The 16831-nt window shown below is 39.3% G+C and carries 13 protein-coding genes; 4 read left to right on the top strand and 9 right to left on the bottom strand.

Annotation, left to right across the window (positions count from 1 at the left end; translation table 11 throughout):
* Positions 1 to 285: 285 nt before the first annotated feature.
* Complete coding sequence (locus H5185_RS16230; protein WP_124017006.1) at positions 286 to 882, bottom strand: tyrosine-type recombinase/integrase; 597 nt, start codon at positions 880 to 882, stop codon at positions 286 to 288.
* A gap of 504 nt (positions 883 to 1386) precedes the next feature.
* Here H5185_RS16230 and H5185_RS16225 point away from each other — a divergent pair.
* From H5185_RS16225 to H5185_RS16215, 3 genes are all read left to right on the top strand, one after another.
* On the top strand, positions 1387 to 2187 hold the full coding sequence (locus H5185_RS16225; protein ID WP_182742625.1) for an undecaprenyl-diphosphate phosphatase: 801 nt from the start codon (positions 1387 to 1389) through the stop codon (positions 2185 to 2187).
* Between the two features lie 9 nt (positions 2188 to 2196).
* Positions 2197 to 3168 (top strand): calcium/sodium antiporter, encoded by a 972-nt coding sequence (locus H5185_RS16220; protein ID WP_124017004.1) that lies wholly within the window; start codon positions 2197 to 2199, stop codon positions 3166 to 3168.
* Positions 3169 to 3233: 65 nt separating this feature from the next.
* Complete coding sequence (locus tag H5185_RS16215) at positions 3234 to 4085, top strand: mechanosensitive ion channel family protein (RefSeq protein ID WP_182742624.1); 852 nt, start codon at positions 3234 to 3236, stop codon at positions 4083 to 4085.
* 352 nt (positions 4086 to 4437) lie between these two features.
* Here the strand turns inward: H5185_RS16215 and H5185_RS16210 are convergent, their stop codons facing one another.
* From H5185_RS16210 to H5185_RS16175, 8 genes are all read right to left on the bottom strand, one after another.
* Positions 4438 to 5202 carry a TerC family protein gene (locus H5185_RS16210; RefSeq protein WP_182742623.1) on the bottom strand — a complete coding sequence of 255 codons (765 nt, stop codon included), beginning with the start codon at positions 5200 to 5202 and terminating at the stop codon, positions 4438 to 4440.
* Positions 5203 to 6133: 931 nt separating this feature from the next.
* Entirely contained in the window at positions 6134 to 7255 is a 1122-nt protein-coding gene (locus H5185_RS16205; protein ID WP_182742622.1) for a hypothetical protein, read from the bottom strand.
* Positions 7256 to 7628: 373 nt separating this feature from the next.
* Positions 7629 to 8720 (bottom strand): hypothetical protein, encoded by a 1092-nt coding sequence (locus tag H5185_RS16200; protein WP_182742621.1) that lies wholly within the window; start codon positions 8718 to 8720, stop codon positions 7629 to 7631.
* Positions 8721 to 8846: 126 nt separating this feature from the next.
* Positions 8847 to 10649, bottom strand: a complete 1803-nt coding sequence (locus H5185_RS16195) for a UvrD-helicase domain-containing protein (RefSeq protein WP_182742620.1) — start codon at positions 10647 to 10649, stop codon at positions 8847 to 8849.
* A gap of 2 nt (positions 10650 to 10651) precedes the next feature.
* Positions 10652 to 12862 carry an ATP-dependent endonuclease gene (locus H5185_RS16190; protein ID WP_182742619.1) on the bottom strand — a complete coding sequence of 737 codons (2211 nt, stop codon included), beginning with the start codon at positions 12860 to 12862 and terminating at the stop codon, positions 10652 to 10654.
* A gap of 272 nt (positions 12863 to 13134) precedes the next feature.
* Positions 13135 to 13806, bottom strand: coding sequence for a PP2C family serine/threonine-protein phosphatase (locus tag H5185_RS16185; RefSeq protein WP_182742618.1), 672 nt, complete (start codon positions 13804 to 13806; stop codon positions 13135 to 13137).
* Positions 13803 to 14507: a hypothetical protein gene (locus H5185_RS16180; RefSeq protein ID WP_182742617.1), complete on the bottom strand. Its 705-nt coding sequence runs from the start codon at positions 14505 to 14507 to the stop codon at positions 13803 to 13805. The genes H5185_RS16185 and H5185_RS16180 overlap by 4 nt, the downstream gene beginning before the upstream one ends.
* A complete protein-coding gene (locus H5185_RS16175) occupies positions 14504 to 15211 on the bottom strand; it encodes a hypothetical protein (protein WP_182742616.1) in 708 nt (235 codons plus the stop codon). Before H5185_RS16175 ends, H5185_RS16180 begins: the two co-directional genes overlap by 4 nt.
* Positions 15212 to 16172: 961 nt before the next feature.
* Here H5185_RS16175 and H5185_RS16170 point away from each other — a divergent pair.
* Positions 16173 to 16831, top strand: a 659-nt coding sequence (locus tag H5185_RS16170; RefSeq protein WP_182742615.1) for a reverse transcriptase N-terminal domain-containing protein, incomplete at its 3' end; no start/stop codon positions are given.

The raw sequence follows: 16831 nt of genomic DNA, 5'->3' as shown, positions 1-16831 counted from the left end.
GTTATTGGGACACAGTGATGTCAAAACGACCGAGATATATACCCATGTGATTGGTGGCCATCATACTGGGGTCATAAGTCCTCTTGACAGTCTTTAAGGCATACTACAAAACAAGTTACTAGGGCCTTATCTTTTGCTTTCCGCATTAGTAAATATGAGGCAAACACAGAAACACAAAGTTCGAATGAGTAATTGTTCTAAATCATAATGAGGCAACAATTTGCCAGTAATAAACCCGTTTCCTTTAAATGATAAAGTAGCCCTAGGTTGTAGGGCCATTTAATATTAGCAATCTGTACTTTCTGAAAGTAAGAGAGCATCTTCTAATTCAACACCAAGATATCTTATCGTATTATCTACCTTTGTATGACCTAGTAAAAGTTGAACTGCTCGAATATTCTTTGTTTTGGCATAGACAAGAGTCACCTTGGTTCGCCTCATAGAGTGGGTTCCATATAGGTTCGGATCTAATCCCAGATCGGATGCCCATTTCCTAACAATGTATCTATAGTATGAGTAGCTAATCGACTGTTGCTTTAATCTAGGACTGGGGAAAACAAAATCGCTTGCGCTTAACGATGCAAGCAAAATCCATTTAATCAGACTTTGTTGGGTTCTTGACGTGATTTCAAACTGAACTTCAATGTCAGTCTTATGTTGGATATGCTTAACTCGATTAAATATCCGGTCTTGAGAAGAAATATCGCATACTTTCAAAGGTAATAAGTCGCTCGCCCTAAGTTTGCTATCAATTGCCAAATTGAGCAGTGCTAACTGCATCAAGTTGCTCTCAATCTCAAGTCTGGTACGAATTCGCCAAATTTCTTCAAGACGAAAAGGCTTTTTGACACCACTTCGTTGCCCACGGTTTAATATGACCATGATGACCTCCTTTTTGGTTGCTTGGTCATCACGATTATAGTTAGTGGAATTAGGACAGAAATGAGTCAGGCCGACCACTAATTTAGTGATAAATGAGTTAGCCAAACTTACCCATTAACGCAAGTTTTGATTGACGGATAACCTCTATGTTGCAGAGCAAATTAGCTAATTCACGACATAGTTATCATTAAGTATATATCAACAGTTAAAGTATTTTTACTTCCGATAGGGATACAAAAGTACTCTATTGACCTGTTGAATATAAAAAATTAAAATAATGACTATAACCTTAAGGGAGTAGTCTCTCAGTACCGTCTGAGATAGCAGTCAACATATCCCGAACAGCAGTTCGTGGCGGTTATGTCCTATTTGGATTGACAAGACTTAAGGCAAATGCGGCTCTCGGGGTGGAGAGACACATTTGCCTGTGTCCAAACCACCCCAAGGATATAAATATTTTGTCTGATTTTTATTTTTGTACATTCTTGTATTCAGTGAGTGTACATGGATTTAATTAATGCTGTAATACTAGGGATTATACAAGGTATTACAGAATTCCTACCGATTTCAAGTTCTGCTCACCTTATTCTCGCTCCTCTGGTTGCTGGCTGGAAGGACCAAGGGGTGGCATTCGACCTAGCTGTTCATATAGGCACCTTGCTTGCTGTTTTACTCTACTTTAAAAATGATGTAACAAACCTAATTTACGATGGTTTTTGTTCATTTCAACATCGTCAATTCGTTGGTCAAGGGAAAATCCTGCTGTTGTTAATCATTGCGACAGTGCCGGCGGCTTTGGTTGGTTTGTTGTTAATGGATCTCATTGACGAGCAGTTACGATCCGTTGAAGACGTCTTTTTCACCACATTGGGGTTTGGTTTGTTATTAGGCTGGGCTGATTGGCGGCCTAACCAGCAACGCGACTTATCTTCATTGCGCTTAAAGGACGCTTTACTCATCGGTATCGCACAAGCATTTGCTCTTATTCCTGGCACCTCTCGTTCAGGTGCAACCATCACCGCAAGCTTGCTGCTAGGTTTAAGCAGAGAAGCCGCTTCGCGCTTTTCATTTTTACTTGCCATTCCCATTACAGCATTGGCCGCGAGCGCAAAAATATTGGAAGTGGGATCAAGTGACATACATATCGATTTGCTTGCTTTTTTGGTAGGCGGATTAACTTCTTTCGTCATGGCTTTGACTGCTATCCACTTTTTCTTAAAGTGGCTGGATCGATTTGGTATGTGGCCTTATGTGATTTATAGAATCGTCTTGGCTGCATTGATTTATTTCATTTTTTTAACTTAAGGTAACGTTATGACACTTGCTATATTGGCTATATTAGGTGGTTTTATTTTATTAGTGTGGAGCGCTGATCGCTTTGTTGAAGGCGCTGCGGTAACCGCTAAGCATGCTGGAATGCCCTCGCTGCTTATTGGTATGGTGATCGTTGGTTTTGGTACGTCTGCACCTGAAATGGTGGTTTCCGCCATGGCGGCAATAGATGGTAATCCTGATTTAGCGCTGGGGAATGCCTTAGGCTCGAATATTGTTAATACTGGCTTAATTCTTGGCGTAACAGCCGTTATTACACCGATTATGGTGCAGTCTAAAATTGTCCGAAAAGAAATCCCCTTGTTGTTGTTAATAGGCTTACTGTTGGGCTATTTTCTCTTGGATGGCGCATTGACGCGTGTTGAAGCGGTGCTGCTATTGGTTGGGTTCTTTACTTTGATTGGTTGGAGTATTTTTTCTGCCATTAAAAGTAAAGGTGACAAATTAGAAACGGAGATGGATCAGGAATTAGTTGATCATGCTATGCCGCTCAAAAAAGCCATTTTTTGGTTAGTGCTGGGTCTTGTGCTGTTAATCGTAAGTTCGCGTGTTTTGGTATGGGGAGCTGTAAACATTGCACATGCATTTGGTGTAAGTGACTTGATTATTGGACTCACCATCGTCGCATTGGGTACTTCACTCCCAGAGCTTGCCGCTTCGGTTATAGCCGTTAGAAAAGGCGAGCACGATATTGCGATAGGCAACGTTGTTGGTTCGAACATGTTTAACTTACTTGCTGTTGTTGGTATTGCGGGTGTTATTTCGCCAATGTCCAGCTTACCTGAACAAGTACTATCACGCGACTGGTTAGTGATGATGAGCATGACGGTAGCCTTATTGATTATTGCTTATGGTTTTCGTCGAGCGGGCCGTATTAACCGATATGAAGGTGTTGGTTTATTAATCGCGTTTTGTGCCTACAATGTCTGGTTGGTGTCATCAGTAATTGCTTAGCTTTACTCCTTTTTAAGTACGCCTTAACATTTAGCTTTATTTAACAAAAAACAGGAATAAATGATATGAAAGAATCACTCATGCAGTTTTGGTCTGATCACTCACAAACAATTATAACACTCGGGTATAATTTGTTATTGGCAGTTGCCATACTGATCGCTAGCTCATTAATAGCCAAAACGGTTCGTAAAGCAATCGCGAATACGAGAACCAGGCTTGATAAAACATTAATCCCGTTATTTTCAACAATAGCCAGTTACGCGGTTTATGTCATTGGTGGTGTATTTATTCTGGATATTTTTGGCGTCAATACAGCGAGCTTAATCGCGCTGGTTGGTGCTGCGGGCTTAGCGATTGGACTGGCTCTGAAAGACACGTTAAGCAATATCGCCGCAGGTATTATGTTACTAATAGTACGCCCATTTCGCGCCGACGATTTTATTGAGTTTGGTGGAACGCAAGGTACCGTTAGAGAAATAAATTTATTTACAACCATTCTTGAAACCACTGATGGATTATATATTGCCTCACCTAATAGCATGCTATGGGGTAATAATATTAAAAATTTCACTCGTAATGGTAAACGACGTATGGATATTATTGTGGGTATTTCATATTCAGACTCTATTAATGAAGGGTTTGCTGTATTAAAGAAAATTGCTGAGAGTGAATCAAGATTATTAGCTGAACCTGCGCCTCAAGTGATGGTTGCATCAATGATCGATAGTGCAGTGAACATTCAGCTAAGAGTATGGGCAAAAAATGATGATTACTGGTCAGCGTACTGGGATTTAAATAAGCGAGTGAAAGAAGCAATAGAAGTCGCAGGGCTAACCATCCCATTCCCTCAGCGGACATTGCATATTGTCGGTGAACAAAACGCCCAAGCAATACAGAAAAAAGCACAAAAAGATTAATTACTTTCCTTTTATTTACCCTAACAATGGGTTTAGTTGCAGTTCTGTCGCCGAACCTAATCACTGACATGACCGCATATAAAATAAACCCATAGTCTGACAAATCGAAACATATAAAAAATAGATATTTATGGGAGAATGATATTTTTTTACGAAAAACAAAATGGCTTGTGTTCTATCTAACAAACTTTTGGATAATAAACGTTTTAGAGTGTTAGCTTATTACCATTAGGAAAAGTATGACTATGAGAGTCGTTAATGCCTGCGTTTTCAGCCTGGTAAGCTGGCGGCTTTTTTGCCGCGCAGCGCGAAAAAGGTGATAGTCTATTCCAGTCCTTGCATGATGTACTTGTTAGGTATTTTCATCTTCAGTGATTTTTTTTGCTAGATGGATTGTCTCAATAGCTTTTGCTCTGCGATCTCTTATTTTTATGTTGAGCATCTCCACGAAGAAGGAAAAAGCCATAGCAAAGTAAACGTAACCTTTTGGTATATGAACATCGAACCCCTCTGCTATAAGAGTGAATCCTATTAATATCAAGAAAGACAATGCCAACATTTTGATTGTAGGATTCGCATCTACAAAATCACCTATTGGTTTTGCAGCTACAAGCATAACGCCAACCGATGCAACTATTGCTATCACCATAATGCTTAGATGATCAACTAACCCTACAGCAGTTATTACCGAATCAAGTGAAAACACAACATCAAGGATAGCAATTTGAATGAGGATCGAAATAAACCCGGAGGCTGCAACCTGTGCCTGAGATGCTTCTTGTATTTCAAAGCTACCGTGTATTTCGTGTGTGGATTTTGCGAGAAGAAAAAGCCCACCTATAACTAGTATGATGTCTCTACCAGATATTTCATTTCCGAAGACAATAAACAAAGGCTCAACTAAGCCCATAACCCAAGCCAAGCTGAAAAGCAGTAGTAACCGAGTGCCCATAGCTAAAAATAGACCAATCTGTCGAGCTTTAGCCCGCTGTTTTTCTGGCAATCTGCCAACAAGTATTGATATAAATATTATGTTGTCTATTCCAAGAACAATCTCCAAGGCTATCAGGGTTGCTAATGCTACCCACGCCTCTGGACTTGCGATCCATTCAAACATTCTTTTTTACTCTACATTTGTGTGAAGTTACGATTGGCTAACGTTTTAGTACTTATGCGTTGCGCTGTTTGCTGCGCATAAATCTCTTGTTTGACTTGGTCGATGCCTAGTCCAGGTTAATTGGTACGCTTTATACTATAGGGTTTTCCTTTTTTGATGCTGACTCTGGGCTGTAGAGTAGTTTCGAACTGATCATATAGCTTGGTTTTTACGTATTTCATTGAAATTCCCTTGTCATTGCTGTGTGCTGCTTCAATATGAGTAATACAGTCAATTGAAGCTTGATTTGGCTCCGCGCAGCGGCTTAGTTTAATAGCTTATTGAACGGCTCGCCAAATAAAGTCGACCGCTTAAAATATTGATCAATATCATCCTACATTTGCAATATCGTTGATGTAAAGCAATAAGATATTCGCAAAACCCAAGAACAAACTGATGTAGCCTAAATAAAGTGTTCATAAAATTTATTTACTAAAATATCAATTAGTTAAGTTTAATCGCATAATTGATACTTACTACCTTGGATTTACTTATTATCTTGTTTTATATAAATTAAACCAAAATGCATTATAACTGTATATAAAATCAGCTCATTAGATTATGCAATCTAGGCAGTAAAAAATGGTCTCTGTAAAAGAGCAGTATCAATTAAATTTTGTATGGAAAACGAAGGCAAGCATTGTTAAATAGAGTTTTGATTCTAAGTAACTTTGGGGCAATAACGGCTTAGAGTGGTCACTCTAAACCGTACCTGGACAAAAGCGAGCTAGAACTAATACTCTGAATCCTATCGTTTACATTACAATATGTATGGCGAAGCTCAAACACTAGGGTGATAGAAGTGGTCAAACTCTAATCAAGTGACCAAACTCTGTGAGCTACTACATACCAAATAAACATATTTACATCTCGAATTATATGCACCTTTATTTTAGAACTCAAAAGCTACACCATTTAAGCTATCGATAATATATGAAGACTTTTTAGATCCTCCTCGAAAAGTAACGCATGTAGCTTCATATTGTGATTTCATGTCAATCTCTACTACACTTTCGAGTTTCGCACACAGTAAATCATTCTTGAGAAGGCCTACTTGCACCATTTTGAAAACTTCAGGTTGCGACAAGACTCGTATCGCGTTTATATCATTTTTTACTCCTACAGATAATAGACTAAAATAAGTTAGTTCTCTTAGATTGTTTTCAGATAAGCTGTTGATTCTGTTTGGTAATAATTCACGTGAAATATGCTTATCTAAGGTTGTAGTAGAACTAGCTTCCTTATTCATATAAACCTGTAAGTCATTACTTATTTCTGCCTCAAAATCTATATATGAATCTAATTTATAACACTTTTTTATTTCGTTGCCATATACCTTTAATTTACTTTTGATTTGTCCATCAGAAATAAGCTCATTCTTTAATGTCAGTGCATATTTATACTTTTTATGATTTATAGCGTCTTCTAAGTCAGAAACTTTATTTTTATACATACCTAAAACTGTAACGTCATATTTTTTTAGTAAATTAAAATTTGATTCACAGTTTTTCATCAATTGATTGTTAACTTCGATCTGGTATTTTTTTTCATCCTCAACTTGCTTTAATTCAGCGATTAGCTTTTGTCGTTGAATTGACACTCTATTTTCTTCTTTAGCAATCTCAGTTGCCCTTTGATTTTGTTGTGAAATATCATCTTGCTTGATTTTTACTAGTGACGCCTCATAAAGAAACGAGTCAACTATTCCAGAAGTCTTTTTATAATCAAACTTAACTCCTTCGCACCTATCCTTTGATAAGTATTGGCAACCGGAATCGATATCTTTTTTAAGGTTATTTGAATATGAAATCATGTTACGACAGACACTTGCAGGATTAAACATGCTAGCCATTGGTCTTATGCCGTTTGCTGGATAGACAAGGGTATATAATTTATTAGATGTTGCAGGATCAATATCATTTAAATACTGGCAAAGTTTACTATCATTTGAAAATGAAGGGACTGATATACAAAAAAATAATACTGCGAAAGATGCTTTTAGTAGGTTTCTCAATTTAACACTCCTTTAGAACGAACATAATCCATTAGTAAATCTAAATTTGTTAACACTAGATTCATCGGCACGCATAGCGTGTCCGGTGGAGGCCGGAACGAATGCTACCATTGTAAAGTTTGTCCTAACCATTAGTTTTATTATTTCCTCAGAGGTCATTGTAGTGGTCTATAAAAACTGGACGTTACATTAGGGCCTACCAAGCTTGTTTTGGACATTTTTGAGTTAGATTCCTAACTCTACTTTGTGACTTTCGGATTAAAATTTCTATGGGTTAACGTCGTCTTAAACTGTCCGTAATAGTTGATTACAATATTAAGCCAAACGTAACTAAGCCAACTGTTATGAATTCTACTTTAAGGCCTGTTTATACCTATTTTGCGATAAAGTCACGAATTCTTATAGCGCAATTTAACGGTGAAGCAACAATATCAGGGCCTGATATTCTAAGACTGCGTATACCTATTTCCTCAAGCTTTTCATCTATAGCTTTGTCTTTAGCTATCGCTTCATCTGATGAGTGATGTGCAACCGAATCACAGAATATTGCAACTTTCTGCTCTTCAAAATAAAAGTCAGCTTCAGAGATCATTTTACTCAAAGCTTTTGACCTTTTACCATTTTCCCACATTGACTGTAATGAAGGGAATGTAGTTCCGTCTTTAAAGATATTCATCTGTATTTTTGGTTTTAAAGATAAACTATTCATTGCTTGTAAGAGAAATAATTCAATTGGCGAATCACACCCCCATATTTTTACTGGTTTTAGATCTGTAAATAATTTGAAGTAACGAGAGAAACGATATTTTCTATAATCTGCTAAAGCAGCTTTATTATTACCAAGTAGAGACGTACACATACCAGGGTCATTTACATCATTTTTATCATAATTACTAGCTAGAAAGTAGATGTTATACACAAAGCCAACAACATCTGAACATAGATCTTTATTTAAATGGACAGGGCCTGTGGCATATAAACCAAATGCATCAGTAAAAGGGTTAAAGCCCATATAGTGAGGAGAACCATCTAACACTCTTTCTAAGTCCATATGTTTGATCCACTCTGCACTTACACTTGCTGGCTTACCTCTTTTTTGAGCTGGTCGCAGTGACACGTGATAAGGCAAACCAAAAAATTGATCACCAATCTCTTCGAACCCATAACAACAAACAACGACATTGACCATTTGAAACTGATCACCCCGAGCCTTATAGAACTCGATAGCATCATTCGAGGGGTTCACACTAATAACAGGGAGACCATTATGAAATTCTTTTGAAAGCCCCATTATTTTACTTTCAATAGGTTGAGTGCCATCTAAATCGAAAATGTCATGTGCCAAGAACTCACCAACTGCCCCAGCTAAATCAATTTTAAAGCCCCTATCTGGTAAGCAGCCGTAATTTGGCAAATCCCATAACTCTTTAGGTCTGTTTTCTATATCACTAGCAATATTAGCCATCTTTATCTCTATCCATAGGTATAATGCCTAAAACACCGGTACAGATATGCTGCGTCCCAGTGCATTGACAGGTTATGTGCAAAGCTATCAACCTAAAAAAACATGAATACTTTCAATTCTCATGTGTCATATTAAATTTGGATCGTATGCAAAATTCAACTGATGGAGAATTTCTGTAGGCTGGTACTCTCTTTTATATCGACCTCTACCGGTAGTTCTTCTTGTTTCCGAAATAAGATGCAGATTCTTTCTGGCTCTAGAACCAATAACATAGAGTAATTTTTTAGCACTCTCAATAGAGGGGTCATTTGAATTCGGAACCAAATCTTGAAGTAAGCCAAAGGAGATAACTACGTCATATTCTCCTCCTTTAACTCCATGTATTGTTGAAACTTTGATTCCAGTTCTGGGTTTAAATGCTTTGCGAAAAGCCTCAATATCCATCGCAAACAATTCATTATCTATACTTAGACGATCTATCCTCTTTTGTGAACTATTAAAAAATGACTCGTGATGTTCTTCTAACATTGGATATAGTGTGAAATCTATTTCCAATTCACTGAACAATGCTTCAAAGAAAGCTCGAAGATAAGTCAAACCGTCGTCTTCATCTATCGAAATAGAATTGATGGTCTTTAGTAACTGTTTAGGGAGGATTGAATGAACATCGACCAGCGCAAGTTCCATGTCATATAGAACATCAGATGCCCACCGAATACGCTTAACATACATATTAGGTGATGGCTCTGTTAGGATAATTTGAGCCAACTTGAACCAAAAGTTATCAATATCTCTTGAAAAAGGCACTAGACCAGGTCCATCGAAACTATATTGAGGTAACCTGTTTACTAGGTTACGAGTCAATGCAGCCAAGTGCATCCACCAAGGTGCAATAACGCAAATTTCCTTCTCTAAGACACCCAGATTTTGAATGCTATGCTCAATATGCCTACTGACTTGATCAACCAAGTTATCCTTATGAGTAATCTGATCATAAGTAATAATGCTAGGGTGATCGCGATGTTCACCCTCAGCAACAGTTGCACTAGGGGTAACATTAAAATTACGATAATAGTCTATGATCTTTCTAGAGCTTCTATAGTTCTTATCTAATGCCATTGGAGTAAATGACACTTCGGCTAACTGCTCAAGTTCCAACTTTGTTATTGCGTAGCCACCGAGTGAACCGTAGATAGCTTGGTTAGGATCACCAACGATGAAGGTTCTCATCTTACCTTGGCTGGCTTTTATAATACTCGCAACAATTGAATACTGTATCTCTTTGGTATCTTGATATTCATCAATAAGAACATAAGAGAACAAATTTGCTAATATTTTAGCAATAGATGATTTACTAGATAAGATTTCATGGGAAAAATATAGTATTTGCTCAAAGTCGATTTGATCATTTTCTGCAAGATGACTGTGATAATCATCTAATACCTGTCTTGCTAATAAAATTTTACTTCCAGCGCAAGTCAATGTTAATCCTCGAGGAGTGTAGTAATGGCTACACTCTCCATACCAAATCCGTTCGGTGCGAATACCAGAGCATATTTGGGATATTATTTCTTCAGAATCATAAGAATTAATTATTTTAAATCCGTTTTTAAGCTTGTCATGATATAGGCCATATGGCTTCAATATCCATTCCAAACAAAACGCATGAATAGTACCGATCCACAACTGAGATATATCTACACCAAGAATTTCAATTCGATCGCGTATCTCATCTGCTGCTCTATGCGTGTAAGTAATGGCAACGACCCATTTTTTAGGATCCTCTAAACCTGAAAGCTTTGAAGCAATTTTGTAGGTAAGAGTCCTCGTTTTACCACTTCCTGGACATGCAATTAAAAATACATTATTCGGTTCGTTAATCGCTGCAATCTGTTCATCGTTTAGGTCACCTTCATCCCACATAAACATGATTAGATCCTTGCTAATATATCGTTTTTCTCAGAAGGTAAATCATTCATCAGGTCGATCTTGAGTGTAGTTATGTCGTCATAGACTGGATTAAATGCTTCCCACTTAGGAGTGAATATTGCTAAGCCAGCCTCATATAGATTCAGGTACGTTTCCCATTGCTGCTTTAGATTCATATCACCTTGCGCAGTCGCCATTTCAACATTCTTTCTGCCGATTTTGACATGCTCAATTACTGATTCATAACGGTGCTTAAGTATTTTGAAAGTAAGTCCTGTATTGAAGTCTCCGTGCGCAAACTTGATAGCATCAAAAATGTAGTTTGGAATAGCTACTTTAAAATCAATTACCTTACCTAGTGTTAGAGCAAACCAACCTTTACCTTGATAGTTTGCCATAGTTAATGCTCTTGAACCTGAGATTGCAATATCAGTTGAAGATAGTTCAGTTGTAGCAGTTTGTATCGTAGCTTGCTGAGTGTACACATCTCCGACAATTATCTTGAGGTAATTACTGTTGGATGACTGTATGAAATCAACCTCAAACGTATGATCTGCATAAAAAGTCGAAACCCAAGGGTTATTTTGACAGAAGTCATCAAGCCTTCCTTTACGAGCAAGGCCAGTTTCTTGAGAGCCGAGGGCTTTCTCTTTCTTCTTTTTATCTGAGTCACTATCTGTAAGAGAAATAGCAGTATCAAAGAAGGCTTTATCTAGGTCTGTGATAATGCTGCATCGTTTTTTGATTCTTTCATTGTCAAATAACATTGCAATATTCTCGAAACCAGTACTTCTTATGTTGACTAGAGTGATACCAATTTCATCTAAGCTCAATCCTAAAACTTTTTTCAGTAGAATAGGAATAAGGATCTCTTCGGCATCTCCTTCAACTAAAACAACACTTCGAGCAAACAGTAAGTTACTACGGATGGCATCAAGGTAACGTTGAACGAATCCCACTTTCTCGTCATTCAGCCCTACTGAAGGTTGAAATACTTCACAAGTACTATCAACAAAACCTATAATGTTCATGTTCTTAATATTACTCACTTCTGATATGTGTGATGAGTGAGTTGAATATATTATCTGAGTGTTTTCATAGTTGATATTGTCGAAAAGTGCCTTTTGAATATGCGTGTGGATGTGTGCTTCTGGTTCTTCAATTAGTAAAAAGTTAGCAATAGATTGATTTGCTTTTTGGTATTTGAATTCTAGTAGCTTTAGTGTGAGAAAGAGTAAGTTGGCACCGCCTAAACTCATTTCATGTATGGTCCCCTCGTGGCCATCATTTGACTCTGCGACAAAGAGTTTTAATGATTGAAATAACTGATCAGACTCGTCACTCAAACTAGAGCGAATAGAGATTGACTTAGGTGAATATGTATCGCCTACCGTATCACTGACAGTAGTTACAATATCATCACGAACGTCACAAATGTCTGATAGAGCTTCAATCTCGTTATTTAATGTCTCAATTAAATCTGCAATAGGCTGGAAATCAGTTTGACTAATGTTTCCGGATTTCCTTTTTAATAGTGTCAGTAAAGGATTGGTTCTGTTGCTATGAAAGTCCGATACTACATCCCTTAGTGCTTTAATAAAGGAAAACGAAACTTCATTAGGCATATTGAGGATGTTCGGCAACCGTATACCAACATCAGGGTTATTTAACCCCCTAGGAAAATCGACGCTCTCGAAGTCGCCAACTATGCTTTTGTATACAACTGGGTCATTGAAATCAGCGACGCTTTTGCCAGTAAGAACGGTTTCATAATCATCAATAGTTATACCATCCAAATACCTTCCTAGCGCAGCTACATCCCCTATTGTAAGTTGTGCCAATGCTTGGCGGATGTTTGCTTTAGGTCTGAAAGTCAGATTGTATGTTGCTCTAGTAACAACTTCATCTTCCGCATTTCCTGTACCATGAAGAAATAGTGACTGACTAGCTTCATCACCAGCAATGTCATTAAACTCAATACTAATAACGATCCAGTGACCACGCCAGTCACCTAATGCCCTACAAAAATCTCCTTCGGCAAGCTTAGTTGCCGAGCGAGGCATTGAACTATCAAGCAGCAATCTCATCGCTCGGAATAAGTTAGTCTTACCAGAACCATTCTCGCCAATAATTGTATTTATTCCCTTATTAAACAGAAACTTTACGTTTTTAAAATTTCTGTAATTTACTAGTGAGAGCTTTGTAATGTGCATACGTCCTCTGTAACTGGATACATTATATTTCTAGGAAAATATTGGAGCTGATACTAAATCCCCCCATTTCAGCAATCACTTTGTAGCATTATTAAAATTTGGTCAATAGATGCGGCCCAATTGAGACTGATAGCCGTGTTCGTAACAACGAATGGGGCAATAATGTGTTACTCAAGCTAACTTAAAAATGGACAACTATTAGTTTCGCCATGCGATTTAACCAAGCCAAATCAAATTAGTTTTTTATTAGGAAGTGCAATTCCGTCCAGTTGCTAGACCAAAATAACACTGAAATTATCAGATGCACTGCTTGCCAATTCTGGCAGCATTCTGTCAATCACTTCCATACTGAGAACCGGAGTCCCTTCAAGATCCACCTCTACATATGACCAAAAGCCGTCACTACATAGCAACATGCACTGGGGTTCTGGATTGTCCAAAGAGTAAACCTTTAGACTCTCTCTTATAACACCAGGTTTAATCTTACAAGAAACCAAATGTCGAGCTTTCAAGTAACTGTCCCTGTCCAACACCCCGTCACGATGCAGTTTATAGTGAGGAACGTCGTCCACTGTTTTCCAATCAACGCCTTTAGGAGTTAAGAACCCCAACCGACAATCTCCACAATGCGCAACTACCAAGCTATCGTTCAACTTCAATGCGGCAGTCATACAAAATGCAAAGCTGCCTCTCCGTTGCTCTAGGGACCTTACAGCATTGATGATTGCATCACCGAGGGCTGTTTCATCACTAATAATACCCCCTGATAACTCACCTTTTAACCGCTCACAAAACTCACTTACGGCTGCTGCAGTGTTCTCATTGTGACCAATGCCATCGCAAACAACATAGAAGTGCCCACCTTGAACAGCCCAGTGATCTGCGTAATCGGCGTTTACTTGCTCACAACCTCCTACTTCACAAGCTAAAATGCTAGGGGTCAAAGAAGAAACTCCTTTGATGAAAGCTCATTAAAGCGCTCTTCAATTATTTCAAACCTTTCTTCCTCTTCGCCATTCAGAGCATTTCTTAACAAGTAGTCAAAATCAGAGTTAGCGATGAATTTGGACATTGCCTCCTGAACGAACTGCCTAAGTTCAATGGGAGATTCTTTTACTTCGTCAAGCAAAGCATCCCTGCCATTGACTAATACGACAATGTCCTCAGCATCTTTACTACTCAGCATATCCCTACCACGAGTAGCGAACGCCACAAGCTTTGTGGCCAATAGATGTTTAGCTTGGGCTATTTTTATTGCTAACCCGTCTGGCAGAGTGTATGTGACAGACTCTTGAAGCCCGACCTGAAACCAGGGGTTTGAAAAACCAAGAATGTCTTCTTTATCAGGCATCACATCAACTAAAATACCCTCACATTCGAATCGGCACATTGGTGCTTCTTCGCCTTTTTCGGGTATAGACGGTTTGAATCCTCGACTACGCAGCTGTTCTGCCAACACCTGATAACCATAATAACTCGACACTGAGACAATAAAGTCCACGTCCTTAGTACTACTGATATCAATGGGTTGAGCATCATCTAAGTGAAGGGACACAGTGGCCCCTCCAACAAACGCCACCTGCTCCAATAAGTCTTTACCCAAAGCATGAGCTATGGGCAGTATTAATGCTTCATGTTCTGTCATACATTACCTTTCAACTTGGCTAGGTAAGGCATTGCTTCCTCTTTCTCCCTAGCACTACCCACTCTAAAAATATCTAATAATGCCAATTGCTTATAGAGCCACGGATCAATCATAACCGCTTTTGGCACTGATTTGTAAATAGGGGCTATGGCGATCCCCTTAACAGTCCCTCGGGCACAAGGCCAGACGGTAGGAAACTCAGCTGAAGAGACGAATATATCTTTAAATGATGAAGCAGCACTAGCGGTTGGGATACCTCGGACAACTTTCCCACGCTCGACAAAAAAGCTAACTCCTGCACCGAAGCGGACATAGTCAATTAGTACGGTCTTATTGACTCGGACGCCTTTGGCCCCTCTTTTTATCAATAACCCTGCTTTACTCGCTCTTTTGATTGCTTGACTTACTTCACTGAGGGACATAAAAAGCTGTTGCGCCAACTTTCTATAACTCCAACTAGCTCGTTGTTCTTCCGACTCCCCTTCTAGGATGAACTGTTCAATCAATGCTAGATCTGCAGCTTCAAAGTCATCTGGTTCATCAGAAACGATAATCTCATCCTTTTCCCTGTCGTACACACTTATTGGTTCAAATATTACCCATGGAGCCTTTCTTGAGTTGTGACTTCTACTCTCTACAGATGAGCAACCAATTTCATAACTCAGAATTTTAAAAGTAACTAATAGATCTTGTGGTTTAAGCATAATCCTGCTCCTCTGTGTTTTCTGTTCGCGAACAGAAAACACATTCAAACAGAAGGTAAAGACTTTTGCAATAAAATTACGGTAACTGGACAGAATTGGCATGTTGGACCTGATGGTCTAAAGCGTTTCTGTCAGATTAGGTAAAGTATGGAAAATGGAGAGTGAGTTGTCGACATGAAGCATCAACTCTAACTGACTTTGGGGCGTGCGACGTGAAGTCGTATGAAGCGCTGTTCACCGCTTTTGAGTGAACCATCTGTATCACCAGATGAACCTAGGGCTCTGAATAAAGTAGCGAGCCTGACAATGTAACGAAGATTGGTCATAGACTAATCGGGATCTAAATCGTGAGAGGACGATCCTCCTGATAACCACAAATCGGGTGTGCGACGTGAAGTCGTATGAAGCGCTGTTCACCGCTTTGAGTGAACCATCTGTATCACCAGATGACCCTAAGGCTCTGAATAAAGTAGCGGGCCTGACAACGTAACAAAGTTCAGTACCATACTGAGCGGGAGCTGAATCGTGAGAGGACGCTCCTCCTGATAACCACAATCGGGTGAGTGCTAGGGAGTCAGTATGACGAACATACGTGAATCCGCGTAAGGTGCGTTACTGTGGAAGCAGCGGAAGTGGTTTATACGCTGTGGCCAAAATGGCATGGGAGCTGGAAAGGGATTATCCGATGCCCTTTCGTGATCTAAATGCTCCCCGCACTATTGCGGGCGTCTACCCTGACATTGCGCGACATATGGAACACGGTAAGCCTGTATCACTCCCAACTGGGAAAGCTGTTTGCGAAGAGAGCCGATAGTGATGCAGGTATAGGAGGCTGGAGAAAGCCAAGGTTGTGTTGTAATGACGCAGATACAGACAAATGTCTGGCACGAAAGTGAGCCCACTTCTAGCTGGTCTCCCGTTGCAAGAGAGTTTGAAGAACTTTATTCAAGGAGAAACGCAAATGATGACTTCGATTGAAGTTAGTGCCTCTTCTGACAGTGCTCAGTGGCAATCCATTGACTGGAAAGCAGTTGAAAAGCTGGTATTAAAGCTTCAAATGCGTATTGCAAAGGCAACTAGAGAAGGTAAACACGGTAAGGCCAAAGCCTTGCAATGGTTACTGACTCACTCGCGAGCAGCAAAACTACTTGCTGTTAAACGAGTATCACGAAACAAAGGCAGCAAAACACCTGGAATAGACGGCATCACATGGAGCACCGATGCTCGTTGTATAGGTGCGGTCAATCAACTGAGTAGAAAGGGCTACCATGCCCAACCGCTCAGGCGGATCTATATCCCCAAGAAAAACGGCAAACTCAGACCATTAGGGATCCCATGCATGATTGATAGAGCACAACAAGCGCTCCATCTTTTGGCGTTGGAGCCTATATCTGAAACGTTTGCCGACCCAAACAGCTACGGCTTTCGACCCAACCGAAGCACGGCAGATACTATTGCCCAATGTTTCATTTGTCTGAGTCATAAGAAGTCCGCTCAATGGGTTCTTGAGGGGGACATCAAATCCTGCTTCGACAAAATCGGGCATCAATGGCTAATTGATAACATCGCCATAGATAAACGAATGTTGGAACAATGGTTAAAGTCTGGTTTTATGGACAA

The sequence above is a fragment of the Shewanella sp. SG44-6 genome (assembly GCF_014164185.1).
Classification (GTDB): Bacteria; Pseudomonadota; Gammaproteobacteria; order Enterobacterales; family Shewanellaceae; genus Shewanella; species Shewanella vesiculosa.
This window is presented reverse-complemented; position numbering and strand designations above follow the sequence as displayed.